Genomic DNA, 19,423 nt, shown 5'->3' on the forward strand with positions numbered 1-19,423 from the left:
GAATTCCCTGCCCCCGGAAGGATTTCCCGTGAGCCAAGCTCTTATCACTGCGTTGCAGAACCCAGCCCTCTACCCTCACCCCGTAGATGGGTTCCAACTCATCGAGACGCATATCTCCTGGGTCCTGCTCACTGGCGAGTACGCCTACAAGGTCAAGAAACCGATGAACTTCGGCTTCCTCGACTTCACCCAGCTGGATCAGCGCGAGCATTTCTGTAACGAAGAATTGCGCCTGAACCAGCGCCTGACCGACGGCCTGTACCTCGACGTGTTGCCGATCACCGGTAGCGCCGAAGCGCCGCAAATCGGCGGTGAGGGTGTAGCAATCGAATACGCCCTGAAAATGCGCCAGTTCCCCCAGGGGCAGATGCTCAGCACCCTGCAAGCCAACGGCGAGCTCAACGCCGAGCACATCGACCAGATGGCCCGGCAGATCGCCGAATTCCATCTGCAGACCCCCAAGGTCCCGGCAGCGCAACCTTACGGCTCGCCTGAAAGCGTGATGGCCCCGGTCGAGCAGAACTTCGAGCAGATCCGCCCGTTCCTCAGCGACAAGGCCGACCTGCTGCAACTGGACAACCTCCAGGCATGGGCACGCAGCAGCTTCGAGCGCCTCAAAGGCCTGTTCGAAGCGCGCAAGGCCAACGGTTTCACCCGCGAATGCCACGGTGACATTCACCTGGGCAACGCCACCCTGATCGACGGCAAGGTGGTGATCTTCGACTGCATCGAGTTCAACGAGCCGTTCCGCATGACCGATGTCTGGGCCGATACCGGCTTCCTGGCCATGGACCTGGAAGACCGCGGCCTCAAGTGCCTGGCGCACCGCTTCGTCAGCCAGTACTTGGAGCTGACCGGCGACTACGAGGGCCTGGAAGTGCTCAACTTCTACAAGGCCTACCGCGCCCTGGTGCGCGCCAAGGTCGCCCTGTTCAGCATGCCCGCCAATGCCGATGGCGTGCAGCGCGCCACCACCCTGCGCACCTACCGCAACTATGCCAACCTGGCGGAAAGCTACAGCGCCATCCCTTCGCGTCTTCTGGCCATCACCCACGGCGTCTCGGCGGTGGGCAAGAGCCACGTGGCGATGCGCCTGGTCGAAGCCCTGGGCGCCGTGCGTGTGCGTTCGGACGTGGAGCGCAAGCGCCTGTTCGGCGAGCAGCAGGCAACGCTATCTGGGCAGCAAGATGCCGGCATCTATGACCAGGATGCCAGCGCCGCGACCTATCAGCGCCTGCACGATCTGGCCGGCACCATCCTGCGCGCCGGTTTCCCGGTGGTGCTAGATGCCACCTACCTGAAACATGCTCAACGCCAAGCGGCGGCAGAGGTCGCCAGCTCGACCGGCGTGCCGTTCCTGGTCCTCGACTGCCAAGCCCCGGAGGCGGTGATCGCCAGCTGGCTGGCGCAGCGCCAGGCGGAAAAAACCGACCCGTCGGACGCTACCCTAGAGGTGGTCAAGGCTCAGCAGGCCAGCCGTGAGCCGCTGGATGCCACAGAACTGCAGCACGCCACCCGTGTCGATACGCAGGAAAGCGCCAGCATGGACCAGGTGATCGACCAGATCCGCCAGCGCTTGCCGGGCCTGTAAGGTCAGCATTGCAGCTTATCGCCGGCAAGCCGGCTCCCACAGGAGTTCCACAGGCCTCAAGGGCAGTGGTGTCCCTGTGGGAGCAACTGTCTTGTGGTGCTTGTTCCGGCCTCATCGCTGGCAAGCCAGCTCCCACAGGTGCGGCGCTAGACTTGAAGGCTCATAGTTCGGGTGGGAGCCGGCTTGCCGGCGATAGGGCCGTAAAAGGCGGCTCCTCTCCCCAATCGTCGCACCCGATGGCAAAAGGCCGCGCATTTTCCAACCCCCGCTACACTCCTCTCTGACCTGCTCGCGATTTATCCCCCAACACCCGTTCAGCCATCGCAAGGAGGCTCGATGAACGATGAATTGCAGCATCTGAAGAATCTTGGCAAGACTTCTGCGCAGTGGTTGCATGCAGCCGGCATCCACAGCGCGTCGGATCTGCGCCGGCTCGGTGCGGTGGGTGCGTACCAAGCTGTGAAAACGCGAGGGTTCCGGGCCTCCAAAGTGCTGTTGTACGCGATTGAAGGCGCCTTGCTCGACATGCACTGGAACGATTTGCCGACCGAACGCAAGGAAGCGCTCAATCAACAGTTGGACGCGAAGAACCCTGCGCAAAAAAACGCGAAATAAACCGACGAAGGGGATTGACTCCGAAATGAGAATCGTTATGATTATCACAACTGGTCGCGAGACTGGTTGGATAACCTGAAAGCCCCTGGTTCGGACTCTCAGATTATCTCCTCATCAGGCTAATCACGGTTATTGACCCGGCTCTTTGCCGGGTCTTTTTTTGCCTGACGGTTTTGCACCGCGTGCGCGGTGACAACGCCGATACCCGTAACGTTACTTGCGCAGTTGAGCGCAGTAGTCCTGCTCCGGCATCGCCGCCGTGTACCACACATAATCGGCCATGCCCGCCTCGGCTTCCTCGCCGACCTCGGCCAACAACACGACCACGCTACGGCCCTGCGCGCCCAGGTCAGCCAAGTGCAACGGCACCCCCAGGTCCTTGCGTACGTGGTATGCGCCAGCCAATAGCAGGGCCGGCTGCGGCGCCTTCAGCAACTGCTCTGCCATTTGCCGGTCGCGCTGCTGTTGAACGGCAAGCATGGCCGGCAACTGGCTTTCCGGCAGCAAGCCGCAGTGCCCGGCACGTACCTGTTCAAGCAACGCGGCCTTGACCCTAGGCGCATTGGACTGTGCGCCCGGTAACGACGCCGGGTGCCGGTAGGCGTGGCGCATTTGCCCAGGTGAAAGGTTGGCGGCCAGCAGCGGGATGCCGTGCTGCAAGGCCTGCGTGACCAACGGGCCGTACATCTGCCAGTCCCAACCTTCTTCCCACGCTAACGCCTTGGGCACGTCTGCGGGCAACTGTGGCTGTGCTTCAAGTTTGTCGACCAGCGGCTGCTGCTCAGGCTGCAGCATCTCCATCAACAGGCTGCCCTGAGCGCGCCGGCCCTGCAGGGCCTGCAACAACCACAACTGCAGTGCGTGGTGGTCGGGGTTGTCATGCTTCTCCCCTACCAGCACACGCGGGGCAGCGACCAGGCGCGTGACCAGTTGTTCCGGGCTGATGAGCTGCCCGCTGGCCAGGTCCTTGATTTGCCCCAACTGCGCGTGTTCGCGCCCTTCAGTACTCTGCCAGCCAGGCAATGGCGGCAGGCTGGCCTGGCATCCGCCCAGCGCCAGCACAAGGCACAGCGATAAACCGGACAGCAGTGGATGGCGCATCGGCAATGCCTCCTAGCGGGTGATGATCAGCGGGTGGCCGCGCTCCGGATGAGCCTGTACCAGCACATCGATACCGAACACCGCCTTCAATGCCCCAGGCGTCAGCACTTCGTCGGGGGATGCCAAGGCATGGCAGCGGCCCTGCTCAAGCAACAAAATACGGTCACAGTAGCGTGCCGCCAGGTTCAGGTCATGCAGGATCACCAGCACCGCAGCGCCTCGGTCGGCAAAGCGCCGCACCGCTTGCAGGGTCGTGTGCTGATGCAGTGGGTCGAGCATCGACGTCGGCTCATCAAGCAACAGCGTAGTCCCCTGCTCACCTGGCCACAGCTGGGCCAGCACGCGCGCCAGGTGTACCCGCTGCCGCTCACCGCCCGACAGCGCCAGGTAGCTGCGCCCCTGCAGGTGCCAGGCGTCCGCTGCACGCAAGGCTGCTTCGACGATCTCGGCGTCGCGCACCTGGCCACTGCCATGCGGCATCCGCCCCATGCCCACCACTTCCTCGACCCTGAACGAGAAGCCCAGGCTGGACACTTGCGGCAACACCGCCAGGCGCCTGGCCCGCTCCTGCCCTGCCCAATCGGCCAACGGCCGGCCCTGCAAGGTCACATGCCCTTGGCCGGGCGCCAGCTCGCCACACAGCACCCCCAGCAAGCTGCTCTTGCCCGCGCCGTTGGGGCCGAGCACGCCCACCACCTGCCCCGGGGTCAATTGCAGGTGGATGTCGTGGAGTACCTCGTTGCTTCCCCGCCGCAGGTGCAGGCCCTCGACTTGCAACATCAGCTGCGCCCTCGCATCAGCAGAAACAGGAAAAACGGCGCACCGATAAACGCAGTGACAATGCCGATCGGCAGTTCGGCTGGCGCCAGCACCAGCCGGGCCGCCAGGTCGGCAAACAGCATCAGTACGCCGCCCGCCAACAGCGAGGCCGGCAACACCACACGGTGATCAGGCCCTGCCAGCAAGCGCACCAGGTGCGGCACCACCAGCCCGATGAAGCCGATCAGCCCCGCCGCCGCCACCGCCGCGCCGACACCCAGCGCGGTACAGAACACCAATTCGCGCTTGAGCCGCTCTACCTCGATACCCAGGTGCCGCGCCTCCGACTCCCCCAGCAGCAAGGCATTCAGCGCCCGGGCGCGCCGCGGCAACCACAGCGCCACGCCGGTAGCCACCATCAACAGCGGCCACAGCCGCTCGTAACTGGCACCGTTGAGGCTGCCCAGGTTCCAGAACGTCAGGGTGCGCAAGGTGGCGTCATCGGCCAGGTAGGAGAACAGCCCCACCGCCGCGCCGCCCAGCGCGGTCATGGCCACGCCGGCCAGCAGCATCGTGGCGACATTGGTCTGGCCGTCGCGCCGCCCCAGGCGATAGACCAGCGCGGTCACCCCAAGCCCGCCAATGAAGGCGCACAGTGACAGCAGATAAGGCGCCAGCACCTCCGGCATTCCGCCAAACCAACTGCCGCCGACAATAGCCACTGCAGCGCCCATTGCCGCCCCGGCGGCGACGCCTACCAGCCCTGGGTCGGCCAACGGGTTGCGGAACAGCCCCTGCATGGCCACGCCGGACAGCGCCAGCACCGCCCCCACCGCCAGCCCCAGCAAGGTGCGCGGCAGGCGAATCTGGCCGAGGATCATTTCCGCTTGCTGCAGGCCATCACCGGCGATCGGCAGCCCCAACAAGCGCAGCCCAGCGCGCAAGGTATCGAACAGCGGCAGGCTGACCGGCCCCAGGGCCAGGGACAGCCACACCGCCAACAGGCACAGCACGCTCAGGCAGATGATCAATGTGCGTGGCTGAACGCGTTGTCTCATTGAGCGAAACTGCCCTTGGCTGCCGGGTAGAAGGTGGCGGCCAACGAGCGCAGGGTCGCTGGCAGGCGTGGCCCAAGGCCGCCAACCAGCAGCGTCGGGTCGAGCGACACCAGGCGCTGTTCAAGCACGGCGCGAGAGGCCGCCAGCGCTGGGTTTTCCTTCAGCAGCGCTTGCAGCGCCTGCTCGTCGGCCAACGCACGGTCGGAGAACACCACTACATCCGGGTCCAGCGCCGCCAGTGCCTCATTGGAGAAGTTCTTGTAGCCCTGATGCTCGGCCAGGTTGTGCGCCCCGGCCTGGCGTAGCAGCCAATCACCGGCAGTGCCTTGCCCTGCGATCAGCGGCTTGGCACCGGCATGGCCCACAAGCAGCAACACCCCGGGCGCCTTCTGGCCTGCCTGGGCGTGTTTGACCTGAGCCTGCAACGCATCCAACTGCTGACGATAGCCCGCCGCCAACGCGGTGGCTTGTGGCTCGGCACCCAGCAACTGGCCCAGGTGCTTGAGGTTCTGATCGACCGCATCCAGTTCGGCCTTGCTGGAGAACAACTCTACCCGCACACCCGCCTTGCGAATCTGCGCCAACACCGGCGGCGGGCCCATTTCTTCGGTGCCCACCAACACATCTGGGCGCAGGCTGAGAATGCCTTCGGCGGACAACTGGCGCTGATAGCCGACGCTCGGCAGCGCCTTCAGCGATGCGGGGTGCTGGCTGGTGGTATCGACACCGACCAGGCGTGATTCGCCGCCCAGCGCAGTGACCCACTCGCTCAGCGCACCACCGGCGCTGACCCATCGCTGCGGCAGTTCGGCAGCCAAGGCCTGGGTGGACAGCACAAGGCCTGCGCACAGGACGATCAGGGCAGCGGGACGGCGCATCATCGGATTTCCTTCTGAAGGCGGGCCGCGCGCCTTGTGGCGGGCGGCGGAACTGCGCACCATAGACAGCCGGGCGCATAGAATGCGGGCAATTTGATAATTATTCGCATTGAAGCGTCAAGCCATCACGTGTTTCACGAGTCGTCCTTGCCATGCACTTCCTTTGTACCTCCAGCTCATTGGCCGAGGGCCACAGCCGCGCCTTCAGCGTAGACGGCGTCGACCTGTTCGGCGTGCGCCGCCAGGGCCAGGTGTACCTCTATCGCAACCGCTGCCCACACCGCAGCATCCCACTGAACTGGGCTGCAGATGCCTTTCTCGATGACAGCGCCAGCCTGATTCACTGCGCCCATCATGGCGCTTTGTTCCTGATAGAAAGCGGCGAATGCGTGGCCGGGCCGTGCGAGGGCGACAGCCTGCAGGCCCTGGGCTGCCATGAAGACAGTCAGGGCATCTGGCTCAAGGGTTGAGCAGTACAGGTAAGGGGCGGTCGATGACGATACGTTCGGCATCCAGGTAAGTGCCGTACGCCAGCACCTCCACGCCTTCAGCCACGGCGGCGCGCAAGGCCTGGGCGTAGCCCGCGTCGATTTCCTCGGCCGGGCGCACGGCGTCGACGCCGGTCAGGTTCACGCAGTACAACTGCACCGCACGCACACCTTGGCGAGCCAACGTCGCCAGCTCACGCAGGTGCTTGGCACCGCGCTGGGTAACAGCGTCGGGGAAGGCCGCGACGGCGGTTTCGGGGTAGCCCAGGGTCACGCTCTTGACTTCGACATAGGCCGGGCCGGTGTCGAACTCCAGGCGAAAATCGATGCGGCTGCCCTCTTCGCCATACGCCACTTCACGCCTGAGTGCGGTGAAACCGGCCAGCTCGCTGATAACCCCGGCACGCAGCGCCTCTTCAACCAATGCGTTGGCGCGCCCGGTGTTCACGCAGGCCAGGCGGCCCTGGGGCGTTTCACTGATCTCCCAGGTGCCTGGCAGCTTGCGCTTGGGGTCGTTGGAGCGGCTGAACCACACCTGCCCGCCTTCGCGCATGCAATTGAGCATGGACCCAGTGTTCGGGCAATGGATGGTCATTTGCTCGCCATTGGCCAGCTCGATGTCCGCCAAAAACCGTTTGTAGCGCCGCAGTAGGCGCCCCTGCTCGAGTGGAGGAAAAAACGCCATCAGCCTTGCCAGCTCCGTAGGCCGCGGGCGATACGCTGCACGGCCTGTTCCAGGCGCGGCAGGCTCTGGGTGTAGGCAAAACGCACATGATGCCCCGCCAGGTGGCGACCAAAATCCAGGCCGGGGGTAAAGGCCACGTGCTCGGTTTCGAGGAAGTGCCGGCAGAACGCAAAGGCATCGCCGCCGAAGGCGCTGATGTCGGCGTACAAGTAGAAAGCCCCCTCGGGCTCGACGGCGATGCCAAAGCCCAGCTCGCGCAGGGCTGGCAACAGGTAGTCGCGGCGACGGGCGAACTCGGCGCGTCGCTCTTCCAGAATCGCCAGGGTTTGCGGCTGGAAGCACGCCAGCGCAGCATGCTGGGCCATGCTGGGGGCGCTGATGTACAGGTTCTGTGCAAGCTTCTCCAGGTCTGCCACCGCGCCGGGCGGCGCGACCAGCCATCCCAGGCGCCAGCCGGTCATGCCGAAATACTTCGAAAAACTATTCAGGACAAACGCCCCATCGTCCACTTCCAGCACGCTGGGCGCGTCCATGCCGTAGGTCAGCCCGTGGTAAATCTCGTCCACCACCAGGTGGCCATGGCGTTCACGGGTAGCGCGCGACAGGCTGGCCAACTCGTCACGGTTCAGTACCGTCCCGGTCGGGTTGGCTGGCGAGGCGACCAGGGCCCCGACCGTGTCTTTGTCCCAATAGCGGTCAACCAGGTCGGCGGTGAGTTGGTAGTTGACCTCAGGCCCCACCGGCACCAGCTGCGCGCCGCCTTCGACCAGGCGCAGGAAGTGGCGATTGCAGGGGTAGCCCGGGTCAGCCAGCAACCAGTGCTTGCCTGGGTCTACCAACAGGCTGCTGGCCAACAACAGTGCGCCAGAACCGCCCGGCGTAATCAGAATGCGCTCAGGATCGACATTTACGCCGTACCGCTGCCCATAGAAGCCGGCGATCGCATCGCGCAGCGCCGGCAGGCCACGGGCGGCGGTATAGCGGGTGTGGCCCGCGGCCAATGCGGCCTGGCCGGCCTCGACGATCGGCGCGGCCGTGGTGAAGTCCGGTTCGCCGATTTCCAGGTGGATCACATCATGGCCGGCCGCCTGCAGCTCGTTGGCCCGCGCCAGCAACGCCATGACGTGAAAGGGTTCGATGGCGCGGCTGCGCGCACTGTAAGGGTGGGCCATGACCTTCTCTCAATTGCGTCTAAACTGGAGATTCTACCTCTGCACGCTACCGAACGTGTGGCTCGCGCCGCTGTCCATTAGCAGGATCGGGCGGGGTAGCGCACCCCCGATCTATCTGGTAAGTTCGGCGGCTCGCAGTCGCAGGGCCGGCGGGTGCCGGAGATGGAGCATCCTGCGCATTGGATCAGATGAGTGAGAGGCGGTCTATTCATGTCCACCGTAGAAAAGCAAAAAACCAGTCAGTCCATGTACGGTGTAGAGCCCTATAAAGAAAGCAAGGGCGAGGAGTACATGGGGGAGCCCATGCGCAAGCATTTCACCAAACTTCTGGGTGCCTGGAAGCTTGAGTTGATGACGAGCGTGGATCAGACCGTGACCCACATGAAGGACGAAGCGGCCAACTTCCCAGACCCGGCCGACCGTGCCAGCCAGGAAGAAGAGTTCGCCCTGGAGCTGCGTAACCGCGATCGCGAGCGCAAGCTGATCAAGAAGATCGACAAGACCCTGCAGAAGATCCAGGACGAAGAGTACGGCTGGTGTGAGTCCTGCGGCATCGAGATCGGCCTGCGTCGCCTCGAAGCCCGCCCAACCGCCGACCTGTGCTTCGACTGCAAGGAAATCGCGGAGAAAAAGGAAAAAACAGTCGGCAAAGGCTGATCCTTTTCCCACCCAAACGGGGCGCATCTTGCGCCCCGTTTCATTTTCAGACGCACGACCGCCATGAACGACTCCAGCTACATCGGGCGCTTCGCCCCTACCCCCAGCGGCTTTCTGCATTTCGGCTCGCTGGTCGCCGCCCTCGCCTCCTGGCTCGACGCCCGCGCCGTCAACGGCCGCTGGCTGCTGCGCATGGAAGACACCGACCCGCCGCGGGAAATGCCCGGGGCCCGCGACGCTATCTTGCAGACCCTGGAGCGTTACGGCCTGGAGTGGGATGGCGAGGTGGTGTTCCAGAGCCAGCGCCATGAGGCTTATGCAGCAGTGGTCGACCGCCTGTTCAACATGGGCCTGGCCTACGCCTGCACCTGCTCGCGCAAACAGCTGGAAGGGCACAACGGCATTTACCCAGGCTTGTGCCGCAACGCCGGGCATGCACGCGAGGGCGCGGCGATCCGTCTGCGGGTGCCAGAGTTGATCTACCGGTTCACCGACCGGGTCCAGGGTGAGTTCCAGCAACACCTGGGGCGCGAGGTGGGTGATTTCGTCATCCAGCGCCGTGACGGGCTGTATGCATATCAGCTGGCAGTGGTGCTGGATGATGCCTGGCAAGGTGTTACCGATATCGTGCGTGGGGCCGACCTGCTCGACAACACACCGCGCCAGCTCTACCTGCAAGAGCTGCTGGGGTTCTCACAGCCGCGTTACCTGCATATTCCGCTGATCGTGCAGCCAGATGGGCACAAGCTGGGCAAGTCGTACCGCTCGCCGCCGCTGCAGCCGGAACATGCGACGCCTTTGCTGCTGCGCGCATTGCGGGCATTGGGGCAGGAAACGGAGCCGGAGTTGCTGCTGGCAACGCCGGCTGAAGTACTGGCAGTAGCCCGCAAGCAGTGGCGGCCAGAGGCGATTGCCCGGCAGGCCTCTGTTCCAGAGGCTGATTTGCACTGACGCAGGTCCGGCCTCTTCGCGGGCAAGCCCGCTCCCACAGGTTCCGCACCGTTTCTGTGGGAGCGGGCTTGCCCGCGAAGAGGCCGGAACAGGCAACTTCCCCTCAAAATCAAAAGCCCAATAATTTCAAACCCTTGGCTAACCCTACCGATTCCCGCTAGCATCCGCCCACTCTTTTGCGCCAATAATAAGTCCAAGCCCGCAGCGCCCAACCATCGAGGCCAGCATGTACATCTATCGTTTGGTCCTGCTTCTGGTCGTGGGGATCTACCTGTTCTCCCCGGCCATCATGGACTGGTGGATCGAACCGACCGGAGCCTGGTACCGCCCCTACCTGCTCTGGCTGATCCTGATCGTCGTCACCTTCATCCTGCAGAGCCAACGAGATGCCGATGAGCTTTAGCCTGACCCAGATGATCCTGATCAGTGCCGCGTACCTCATGGTGCTGTTCGGCGTGGCCTGGATCAGCGAGCGTGGGCTGATACCCCGCTCAATTATTCGCCACCCGCTGACCTACACCCTGTCGCTGGGCGTGTATGCCAGTGCCTGGGCCTTCTATGGCTCGGTCGGCCTGGCCTACCAGTACGGGTATGGCTTCCTGGCCTGCTACCTGGGGGTCTCCGGGGCCTTCCTGCTGGCGCCGGTGCTGCTTTACCCGATCCTCAAGATCACCCGCACCTATCAGCTGTCGTCGCTGGCCGACCTGCTGGCGTTTCGTTTCCGCAGCACCTGGGCCGGCGCGCTGACCACCCTGATCATGCTGATCGGGGTACTGCCATTGCTGGCCCTGCAAATCCAGGCGGTGGCCGACTCGATCAGCATCCTGACCGGCGAGCCGGTCAAGGCCAGGGTGGCATTCGCCTTCTGTGCGCTGATCATTCTGTTCACCATCTTCTTCGGCTCGCGGCACATCGCCACGCGCGAGAAGCATGAAGGGTTGGTATTCGCCATTGCCTTCGAATCGGTGATCAAGCTGCTGGCGCTGGGCGGCATCGGCCTGTACGCCTTGTACGGTGTGTTTGGCGGCCCGCATGGGCTGGAAGTGTGGCTGCTGCAGAACCAGACCGCCCTGGCCGCGCTGCACACACCGCTGCAGGAAGGGCCATGGCGCACCCTGCTGCTGGTGTTCTTCGCCTCGGCCATCGTCATGCCGCACATGTATCACATGGCCTTCACCGAAAACCTCAACCCGCGCTCGTTGGTCAGCGCCAGCTGGGGCCTGCCGCTGTTCCTGCTGCTGATGAGCCTGGCCGTGCCGCTGGTGCTGTGGGCCGGTCTGCGCCTGGGCGCCAGCACCAACCCGGAATACTTCACGCTGGGGTTGGGCATTGCTGCCAACAATAAAGCACTGGCGCTGCTGGCCTATATCGGCGGGCTGTCAGCGGCCAGCGGGCTGATCATCGTCACTACCCTGGCGCTGTCGGGCATGGCCCTCAACCACCTGGTGCTGCCGCTTTACCAGCCGCCGGCCGAAGGCAACATCTACCGCTGGCTGAAATGGACCCGCCGCGCGCTGATCGTCGCCATCATCACCGCCGGCTTCATGTTCTACCTGACCCAGAACAACCACCAGAGCCTGGCCAACCTGGGCATCGTCGCTTTCGTCGCCACCTTGCAGTTCCTGCCGGGCGTGTTGTCGGTGCTGTACTGGCCTACCGCCAATCGCCGCGGTTTCATCGCAGGCCTGCTGGCCGGCACCCTGGTGTGGCTGGTGACCATGCTGCTGCCGCTACTGGGCAACCTGCAGGGCTTCTACATTCCGCTGCTGGACATGATCTACGTCCTCGACGACACCAGCTGGCACATGGCGGCCATCGCCTCGCTGGCGGCAAACGTCTTGCTGTTCACCCTGATTTCGCTGTTCACCAATGCCAGCAGTGAAGAAGCCAGCGCCGCCGAAGCGTGCGCGGTGGACAACGTGCGCCGCCCGCAGCGCCGCGAGCTGCACGCGGCTTCGCCACAGGAATTTGCCACCCAGCTGGCCAAGCCACTGGGCGCCAAGGCTGCGCAGAAAGAAGTCGAACAGGCCCTGCGCGACCTCTACCTGCCCTTCGACGAGCGCCGCCCCTATGCGTTGCGCCGCCTGCGCGACCGCATCGAGGCCAACCTGTCGGGCCTGATGGGGCCGAGCGTGGCCCAGGACATGGTCGAGACCTTCCTGCCCTACAAATCCGGCAACGAAAACTATGTCACTGAAGACATCCACTTCATCGAAAGCCGCCTGGAAGACTATCACTCGCGCCTGACCGGCCTTGCCGCCGAACTCGACGCCCTGCGCCGCTACCACCGCCAGACCCTGCAGGAACTGCCCATGGGCGTCTGCTCCCTGGCCAAGGACCAAGAGATCTTGATGTGGAACAAGGCCATGGAAGAGCTGACCGGCATCGCCGCCAAGCACGTGGTCGGCTCGCGCCTGGTGACCATCGGCGAACCTTGGCGCGGCCTGCTGCAGGGCTTCATCGACGTGCCCGACGAACACCTGCACAAGCAACGCCTGGCCCTCGACGGGCAGCCTCGCTGGCTGAACCTGCACAAGGCCGCCATCGACGAGCCCTTGGCGCCGGGTAACAGTGGCCTGGTGCTGCTGGTCGAGGACCTGACCGAAACCCAGGCCCTGGAAGACAAGCTGGTGCACTCCGAGCGCCTGGCCAGCATTGGCCGCCTGGCGGCCGGCGTGGCCCACGAAATCGGCAACCCGATCACCGGCATCGCCTGCCTGGCGCAGAACCTGCGCGAGGAACGCGAGGGCGATGGCGAGATCACCGAGCTGTCGAGCCAGATTCTTGAACAGACCAAACGGGTGTCGCGCATCGTCCAGTCGTTGATGAGCTTCGCCCATGCCGGTGGCAGCCATCAGAACAGCGAAGAGCCGGTGTGCCTGGCCGAAGTGGCGCAGGATGCCATTGGGCTGCTGGCGCTGAACCGGCGCAATTTCGAAGTCCAGTTCTTCAACCTCTGCGACCCGGAACACTGGGCCGAAGGTGACCCGCAGCGCCTGGCCCAGGTGCTGATCAACCTGCTCTCCAACGCCCGCGACGCCTCACCGCCCGGCAGTGCCGTGCGTGTGCGCAGCTCCGTCTTCGAGCACACCGTCGACTTGATTGTCGAAGACGAAGGCAGCGGGATCCCGAAGAGCATCATGGACCGCCTGTTCGAGCCCTTCTTCACCACCAAAGACCCGGGCGAAGGAACCGGACTGGGGCTCGCTCTGGTCTATTCCATCGTGGAAGAGCATTATGGGCAAATCACCATCGACAGCCCTGCCGACATCGAACGGCAACGTGGCACCCGGATCCGCGTGACCCTGCCCCGGCATGTCGTAGCGACGTCCCCTGAAATTCGAGACCGTCGAGAGAATTGAATCAATGCCGCATATTCTGATCGTCGAAGACGAAACCATCATCCGCTCGGCCCTGCGTCGCCTGCTCGAGCGGAACCAGTACCAGGTCAGCGAAGCCGGCTCGGTGCAGGAAGCCCAGGAACGCTTCAGCATTGCCACCTTCGACCTGATCGTCAGCGACCTGCGCCTGCCAGGCGCGCCTGGCACCGAGCTGATCAAGCTTGGCCAAGGCACCCCAGTGCTGATCATGACCAGCTACGCCAGCCTGCGCTCGGCGGTGGACTCGATGAAAATGGGCGCGGTGGACTACATCGCCAAGCCCTTCGACCACGACGAGATGCTCCAGGCCGTGGCGCGCATCCTGCGCGACCGGCAAAACGCGCCTGCTGCCGCACCGGCTGCAGAACCGCGGGGCAACGGCAAGGCGGCCGCGGCCGACAAAGGTAATAGCGCGTCTGCCAACGGCGAGATCGGCATCATCGGCTCGTGCCCGCCCATGCAGGACATGTACAGCAAGATCCGCAAGGTCGCACCGACCGATTCCAATGTCCTGATCCAGGGCGAATCGGGTACCGGTAAAGAGCTGGTCGCCCGTGCCCTGCACAACCTGTCACGCCGGGCCAAGGCACCGATGATCTCAGTGAACTGCGCGGCCATCCCCGAGACCCTGATCGAGTCCGAGCTGTTCGGCCACGAAAAAGGCGCCTTCACCGGCGCCAGCGCAGGGCGCGCCGGGCTGGTCGAAGCGGCGGACGGCGGCACCTTGTTCCTCGACGAAATCGGCGAATTGCCCCTCGAAGCCCAGGCGCGCCTGTTGCGCGTGTTGCAGGAAGGCGAAATCCGCCGGGTGGGCTCGGTGCAATCGCAGAAGGTTGATGTGCGCCTGATCGCGGCCACCCACCGCGACCTGAAAAACCTGGCCAAGGCCGGCCAGTTCCGTGAAGACCTTTATTACCGCCTGCACGTGATCGCCCTGAAGTTACCTGCCCTGCGCGAGCGTGGCAGCGACGTCAACGAAATCGCCAGTGCCTTCCTGGCCCGCCAGAGCGCACGGATTGGCCGGGATGACCTGCATTTTTCCGCCGATGCCGAGCAAGCGATTCGTCATTACAGCTGGCCGGGTAACGTGCGCGAGCTGGAAAACGCCGTGGAGCGTGCGGTGATTCTGAGCGAGAGCGCAGAAATTTCCGCCGACCTGCTGGGTATCGACATCGAGCTGAGCGACCTGGAAGACGACGACATCCTCGACAACGCCCTGGCCGTGGCCAGTGCGGGCAATGCCAGCCATGAGCCTACCGAGGACTTGTCGCTGGAGGATTACTTCCAGCACTTCGTGCTCGAGCACCAGGACCACATGACCGAGACCGAGCTTGCCCGCAAGCTTGGCGTCAGCCGCAAATGCCTGTGGGAACGCCGCCAGCGCCTGGGTATCCCGCGGCGCAAGAGCAACGCCACCAGCGAGTAACACGCTTTGGGCCTGACCGGCCCTTTCGCGGGCAAGCCCGCTCCCACAGATTCTTCACCGCCTTTGAGAACGGTAAAGAACCTGTGGGAGCGGGCTTGCCCGCGAAAGGGCCGGCAAAAACCACTACGCACACCCCAGGTAACACATCAGTACCCGCGAAAATCTGTTACCCAAGCTTTCAGGCGTAACAGTTCCCGAGGTGTACGGTAACGAAACCCCGCCATTTTCGGCCTGCCAAAAACCCGCGAAAACCTCCAAGCCCTTGATTTCATTGGGTTTCGAAAAGTTGGCACGGCACCTGCTATATGCTTAGTACAAAAACAATAACAAGCACTGCAACTCAGAATAAGAACAAGACGAAACGGCTCACGCACAATAAAAACAAGACGGCGGAGGCGCAGCTAACTGATTCTTTTGGAGAGGATGCGTGTTTGGGGCTTGCCCCACGACCAGGCAGAGAACAACAAAAACTGCACTAAAAAGCAGCGCCTGAACTGGTTGGATCGACAGATCAACGTGACATCAGCGGCCAAAGCAATCCGTTTGCTCTTTACCCCTGGATTAGGGGTCGTCCACAAGCTTTGCGATTTGTGGACAGGGCACTCAACAAAAACAAGAAGCCCAGCAAAAAAATAATAAGAGCACGCAACGACTTCTTGGGGAGCTTAGGCTCCCCTTGTCGTTTCTCCCTTCTGGCAGGCATCCTGCTACCCGCCTACACCATTCCTTGAGTAAATGCTAGAATCCCCGCCCATCATGCGGCCATTCTCCTATTCTTGGCCGAACATTCCTTCAAACAGTGCATCCCATGCTGAAGAAGCTGTTCCAGTCGTTCCGCCCTCCCGTACCGGGCCAGCACCACAGGCGCACCACGCCTGAGGTGATCAACAAGAGCCAACACTCGCTGCAACGCCACCAGTTCAGCCGCCACGCGGTGAACATCGTAGAGCGCCTGCAGAGTGCGGGCTACCAGGCTTACCTGGTCGGTGGCTGTGTCCGCGACCTGATGCTTGGCATCACCCCAAAAGACTTCGACGTCGCCACCAGCGCCACCCCTGAACAGGTCCGTGCCGAGTTCCGTAACGCGCGTATCATTGGTCGCCGCTTCAAGTTGGTCCACGTGCATTTCGGCCGTGAGATCATCGAAGTCGCCACCTTCCGCGCCCACCACTCGGAAGACGATCAAGGTGATACCCACCGTTCGTCGCACAACGCCAGTGGTCGCATCCTGCGTGACAACGTGTACGGCACCTTGGAAGAAGACGCGCAACGCCGCGACTTCACCATCAATGCCCTCTACTACGATCCGGTCAGCGAACGCATCCTCGATTACGCCAACGGGGTGCACGATGTGCGTAACCGCCTGCTGCGCCTGATCGGTGACCCGACCCATCGCTACCAGGAAGACCCGGTGCGCATGCTGCGGGCCGTGCGGTTCGCTGCCAAGCTCGACTTCGGCATCGAAAAGCACACGGTCCAGCCGATCCGCGAACTGGCCCCGATGCTGCGCGAAATCCCCCCTGCACGCCTGTTCGAGGAAAGCCTCAAGCTGTTCCTCTCCGGCCAAGGTGCGATGGCCTTCGAAATGCTGGTCGACCTGCAGCTGTTCGAGCCGTTGTTCCCGGCCAGCGCGCATGCCCTGGACGAGCGCCCCACCTACACCCACACCCTGATCAGCCAGGCGCTGAACAACACCGATCTGCGTGTGAAGCAGGGCAAGCCGGTGACCCCGGCCTTCCTCTTCGCTGCGCTGCTCTGGCCCGCCCTGCCGGCCCGTGTGCTGCACCTGCAAAACCAAGGTGTGCCACCGATCCCGGCCATGAACGGCGCGGCTCACGACCTGATCGCCGAACAATGCGCACGCATTGCCATCCCGAAGCGTTTCACCCTGCCGATCCGCGAAATCTGGGACATGCAGGAACGCCTGCCACGCCGCAGCGGCAAACGTGCCGACCAGTTGCTCGACAACCCGCGCTTCCGTGCCGGTTACGACTTCCTGCTGCTGCGTGAAAGCGCGGGTGAAGAAACCGACGACCTCGGCCAATGGTGGACTGACTACCAGGATGCCAATGACAGCGAGCGCCGCGAGATGATTCGCGAGCTGGGCAGCCGTGACGAAGGCACTGGCGCTGGCCCGCGCAAGCGCAAACGTAGCGCCAGCAAGCGTAAGCGTGGTGGCGAAGAGGCGTTCGAGTGACCACGCGCGCCTACATCGGCCTGGGCAGCAACCTGGACGAGCCTGCAGAACAACTGCAGAACGCTTTCCAGGCGCTCGACCAGGCCACCGGCACCCGCCTAGTGGCCACCTCGAGCCTGTTCACCAGTGACTCGCTGCTGCCTGGCCAGCCGCGCTACACCAATGCTGTGGCTGCGCTCGACACCTCGCTCGAGCCGCTGGCGCTGCTCGATGCCTTGCAGGCCATCGAAAACGACCAGGGCCGTGTGCGCAAAGAGCGTTGGGGCCCGCGCACGCTCGACCTGGATATCCTGCTGTTCGGCGACCACCTGATCGACGTGCCGCGCCTGCAGGTGCCGCACTACCATATGCACGCCCGCGCCTTCGTGCTCTACCCATTGGCCGAACTGGTGCCCGCAGGCTTCTGCCTGCCCGATGGCCGCGACCTCGCCCAACTCATCAGCGCCTGCCCGTTCGTCGGCCTCGAGCGCCTGTAATTCGGGCGCTGCAGGCGGCGGTAACGCCAGTAACACCCTGATCGTAACAATGCGGTAACAGGGTGATTGACTTCCCCCACCTCGCTCACGACTATAGGCGTCCCGTGTGGCACCCAAGTGCCGCATACCCGTATTTAGGCCCGGACGGACCTGTGCCCGAACATCACGCGCGATGATGTGCCGCTCCGGAAGATGACTACACGCGTTGTATGCAGTCGTTTTAACAGCGCCTGAACGAGGATTTTCCTACATGCCTGAAGTAACCCTGACCACCCTGCATGGCCTGAAGGCCAAGGGTGAAAAAATCACCATGCTGACCTGCTACGACGCGACCTTCGCCAAGGTTGCCAGCCAGGCCGGTGTCGAAGTGTTGCTGGTGGGCGACTCGCTGGGGATGGTCCTGCAGGGCCATGACAGCACGCTGCCTGTCACCACCCAGGAAATGGCCTACCACACTGCCTGCGTCAAGCGTGGCAACGATGGCGCGCTGATTCTGGCCGACCTGCCGTTCATGGCCCACGCCACCCCCGAACAGGCCTTTGCCAACTGCGCCACGCTGATGCAGGCCGGCGCCCACATGATCAAGCTCGAAGGCGCTGCCTGGCTGGCCGAGACCATTCGTCTGCTGGCTGAACGTGGCGTGCCGGTGTGCGCGCACATGGGCCTGACCCCACAAACCGTCAATGTACTGGGCGGTTACAAGGTGCAGGGCCGTCAGGAAGCCCAGGCGCGGCAGATGCGTGCCGACGCCATTGCCCTGGAACAGGCCGGCGCGGCCATGCTGCTGCTGGAGTGCGTACCGAGCGAACTGGCGGCAGAAATCACCCAGGCCGTGAGCATTCCGGTCATCGGCATTGGCGCCGGTAGCGCGACCGACGGCCAGGTGCTGGTCCTGCACGACATGCTTGGCCTGTCGCTGAGCGGCCGGGTGCCGAAGTTCGTGAAAAACTTCATGGCCGGCCAGCCGGACATCGAAAGCGCCCTCGCCGCCTACGTGACGGCGGTCAAGGACGTAAGCTTCCCTGCCAGCGAACACGGGTTCAGCGCATGAACACAGTCAAGACTGTCCGTGAACTGCGCGCCGCCGTTGGCCGCGCGCGTGGCGAAGGCAAGCGCATCGCGTTCGTGCCGACCATGGGCAACCTGCACAGCGGCCATGCCGCGCTGGTGACCAAGGCCGCCCAGCGGGCCGACTTTGTCGTTGCCAGTATCTTCGTCAACCCGCTGCAGTTCGGCGCTAACGAAGACCTCGCCACCTACCCACGTACCCTTGCAGCCGACCAGGAGCGCTTGCTCCAGGCCGGCTGCAACCTGCTGTTCGCGCCAACCGTCGAAGAGATGTACCCCGACGGCATGAGCGTGCAAACCCGGGTCAGCGTCCCCCACCTTTCCGAAGGCCTGTGCGGCGCCAGCCGGCCAGGGCATTTCGAGGGTGTGGCGACAGTGGTCAGCAAGCTGTTCAACATGGTCCAGCCAGACTTGGCCGTGTTCGGCGAAAAAGACTTCCAGCAGCTGGCGGTAATCCGCGCCATGGTGCGCGACCTGAACATGCCCATCCAGATCATCGGTGAGCCGACCGTGCGCGCCGACGATGGCCTGGCGCTGTCGTCACGCAATGGTTACCTCACCCCCGAGCAGCGTGTTACCGCACCTGCGCTGTACCGCACCCTGCAGCACATCGGGGCGGCCATTGGCCGTGGCCAGCGTGATTTTGCCGCGCTGGTCGCCGACGGCCAGGCGCAACTGACCGCCGCCGGGTTCCGCCCGGACTACCTGGAAGTGCGCCATGCCGTGAGCCTGCGCCCGGCCATGATCGATGATCGCGACCTGGTGGTGATTGCCGCCGCTTACCTGGGTAACACCCGGTTGATCGACAACCTGTACCTGCACGTGGAAGACAAGACCGCGTAAACCTTCGGGGGCTGCCTCGCGGCCCCTTCATAACCGCTCACGCCCCCATTCCCCCCGCGCCGCCAATGCCTATAATGA

18 protein-coding genes are annotated in these 19,423 nt (G+C 63.7%); 12 read left to right on the top strand and 6 right to left on the bottom strand.

All coding sequences use genetic code 11. The features are described from left to right. The first annotated feature begins 28 nt into the window (after nucleotides 1-28). Both HU764_RS22095 and HU764_RS22100 read left to right on the top strand, forming a co-directional pair. Nucleotides 29-1,591 carry an AAA family ATPase gene (locus HU764_RS22095; protein WP_186704228.1) on the top strand — a complete coding sequence of 521 codons (1,563 nt, stop codon included), beginning with the start codon at nucleotides 29-31 and terminating at the stop codon, nucleotides 1,589-1,591. Nucleotides 1,592-1,927: 336 nt separating this feature from the next. Beyond that, complete coding sequence (locus tag HU764_RS22100; RefSeq protein WP_027594998.1) at nucleotides 1,928-2,206, top strand: TfoX/Sxy family protein; 279 nt, start codon at nucleotides 1,928-1,930, stop codon at nucleotides 2,204-2,206. A 213-nt stretch (nucleotides 2,207-2,419) separates the two neighbouring features. On the opposite strand, the gene HU764_RS22105 is transcribed toward HU764_RS22100, so the two are convergent. From HU764_RS22105 to HU764_RS22120, 4 genes are read right to left on the bottom strand one after another with little or no spacing between them, the layout of a single operon-like run. Further along, entirely contained in the window at nucleotides 2,420-3,307 is an 888-nt protein-coding gene (locus tag HU764_RS22105; protein ID WP_186704229.1) for a ChaN family lipoprotein, read from the bottom strand. 12 nt (nucleotides 3,308-3,319) lie between these two features. Further along, entirely contained in the window at nucleotides 3,320-4,087 is a 768-nt protein-coding gene (locus HU764_RS22110) for a heme ABC transporter ATP-binding protein (RefSeq protein ID WP_186683300.1), read from the bottom strand. Next, nucleotides 4,087-5,070, bottom strand: coding sequence for a FecCD family ABC transporter permease (locus HU764_RS22115; RefSeq protein ID WP_172960433.1), 984 nt, complete (start codon nucleotides 5,068-5,070; stop codon nucleotides 4,087-4,089). The genes HU764_RS22110 and HU764_RS22115 overlap by 1 nt, the downstream gene beginning before the upstream one ends. 50 nt (nucleotides 5,071-5,120) lie before the next feature. Then, nucleotides 5,121-6,005: a heme/hemin ABC transporter substrate-binding protein gene (locus HU764_RS22120; protein WP_186683302.1), complete on the bottom strand. Its 885-nt coding sequence runs from the start codon at nucleotides 6,003-6,005 to the stop codon at nucleotides 5,121-5,123. A 149-nt stretch (nucleotides 6,006-6,154) separates the two neighbouring features. Here HU764_RS22120 and HU764_RS22125 point away from each other — a divergent pair, with 149 nt between their 5' ends. Beyond that, on the top strand, nucleotides 6,155-6,472 hold the full coding sequence (locus tag HU764_RS22125) for a Rieske (2Fe-2S) protein (RefSeq protein ID WP_186683304.1): 318 nt from the start codon (nucleotides 6,155-6,157) through the stop codon (nucleotides 6,470-6,472). Here HU764_RS22125 and sfsA read toward each other — a convergent pair. Together sfsA and HU764_RS22135 are read right to left on the bottom strand one after the other, a co-directional pair. Beyond that, nucleotides 6,462-7,175: a DNA/RNA nuclease SfsA gene (gene sfsA / locus HU764_RS22130; protein WP_186683306.1), complete on the bottom strand. Its 714-nt coding sequence runs from the start codon at nucleotides 7,173-7,175 to the stop codon at nucleotides 6,462-6,464. The two genes, HU764_RS22125 and sfsA, sit on opposite strands and share 11 nt — an antisense overlap. Continuing rightward, nucleotides 7,175-8,347, bottom strand: a complete 1,173-nt coding sequence (locus HU764_RS22135) for a pyridoxal phosphate-dependent aminotransferase (RefSeq protein ID WP_186683307.1) — start codon at nucleotides 8,345-8,347, stop codon at nucleotides 7,175-7,177. The genes sfsA and HU764_RS22135 overlap by 1 nt, the downstream gene beginning before the upstream one ends. Nucleotides 8,348-8,557: 210 nt before the next feature. Between HU764_RS22135 and dksA the strand changes: the two genes are divergently transcribed. The 9 genes from dksA to panC all read left to right on the top strand — a co-directional run bounded on the left by dksA (nucleotide 8,558) and on the right by panC (nucleotide 19,345). Continuing rightward, the gene (dksA, locus tag HU764_RS22140; protein ID WP_027595006.1) at nucleotides 8,558-9,004 is read left to right on the top strand and encodes an RNA polymerase-binding protein DksA; all 447 of its coding nucleotides are present in this window, start codon (nucleotides 8,558-8,560) and stop codon (nucleotides 9,002-9,004) included. A 63-nt stretch (nucleotides 9,005-9,067) separates the two neighbouring features. Further along, complete coding sequence (gene gluQRS, locus HU764_RS22145; protein WP_027595007.1) at nucleotides 9,068-9,955, top strand: tRNA glutamyl-Q(34) synthetase GluQRS; 888 nt, start codon at nucleotides 9,068-9,070, stop codon at nucleotides 9,953-9,955. 226 nt (nucleotides 9,956-10,181) lie between these two features. Beyond that, on the top strand, nucleotides 10,182-10,358 hold the full coding sequence (locus HU764_RS22150; protein ID WP_003250005.1) for a hypothetical protein: 177 nt from the start codon (nucleotides 10,182-10,184) through the stop codon (nucleotides 10,356-10,358). Further along, nucleotides 10,342-13,317 carry a sensor histidine kinase gene (locus HU764_RS22155; protein WP_027595008.1) on the top strand — a complete coding sequence of 992 codons (2,976 nt, stop codon included), beginning with the start codon at nucleotides 10,342-10,344 and terminating at the stop codon, nucleotides 13,315-13,317. The genes HU764_RS22150 and HU764_RS22155 overlap by 17 nt, the downstream gene beginning before the upstream one ends. A 4-nt stretch (nucleotides 13,318-13,321) precedes the next feature. Then, nucleotides 13,322-14,761, top strand: coding sequence for a sigma-54-dependent transcriptional regulator (locus tag HU764_RS22160; protein ID WP_027595009.1), 1,440 nt, complete (start codon nucleotides 13,322-13,324; stop codon nucleotides 14,759-14,761). 808 nt (nucleotides 14,762-15,569) lie between these two features. Continuing rightward, nucleotides 15,570-16,958, top strand: a complete 1,389-nt coding sequence (locus HU764_RS22165) for a polynucleotide adenylyltransferase PcnB (protein WP_027595010.1) — start codon at nucleotides 15,570-15,572, stop codon at nucleotides 16,956-16,958. Further along, nucleotides 16,955-17,434 carry a 2-amino-4-hydroxy-6-hydroxymethyldihydropteridine diphosphokinase gene (folK, locus tag HU764_RS22170; RefSeq protein ID WP_027595011.1) on the top strand — a complete coding sequence of 160 codons (480 nt, stop codon included), beginning with the start codon at nucleotides 16,955-16,957 and terminating at the stop codon, nucleotides 17,432-17,434. Before HU764_RS22165 ends, folK begins: the two co-directional genes overlap by 4 nt. A gap of 250 nt (nucleotides 17,435-17,684) precedes the next feature. Beyond that, a complete protein-coding gene (gene panB / locus HU764_RS22175; RefSeq protein WP_027595012.1) occupies nucleotides 17,685-18,485 on the top strand; it encodes a 3-methyl-2-oxobutanoate hydroxymethyltransferase in 801 nt (266 codons plus the stop codon). Next, nucleotides 18,482-19,345: a pantoate--beta-alanine ligase gene (gene panC / locus HU764_RS22180; RefSeq protein WP_027595013.1), complete on the top strand. Its 864-nt coding sequence runs from the start codon at nucleotides 18,482-18,484 to the stop codon at nucleotides 19,343-19,345. The genes panB and panC overlap by 4 nt, the downstream gene beginning before the upstream one ends. The last annotated feature ends 78 nt before the right edge of the window (nucleotides 19,346-19,423 follow it).

The sequence above is a fragment of the Pseudomonas kermanshahensis genome (genome assembly GCF_014269205.2).
Lineage (GTDB): Bacteria > Pseudomonadota > Gammaproteobacteria > Pseudomonadales > Pseudomonadaceae > Aquipseudomonas > Aquipseudomonas kermanshahensis.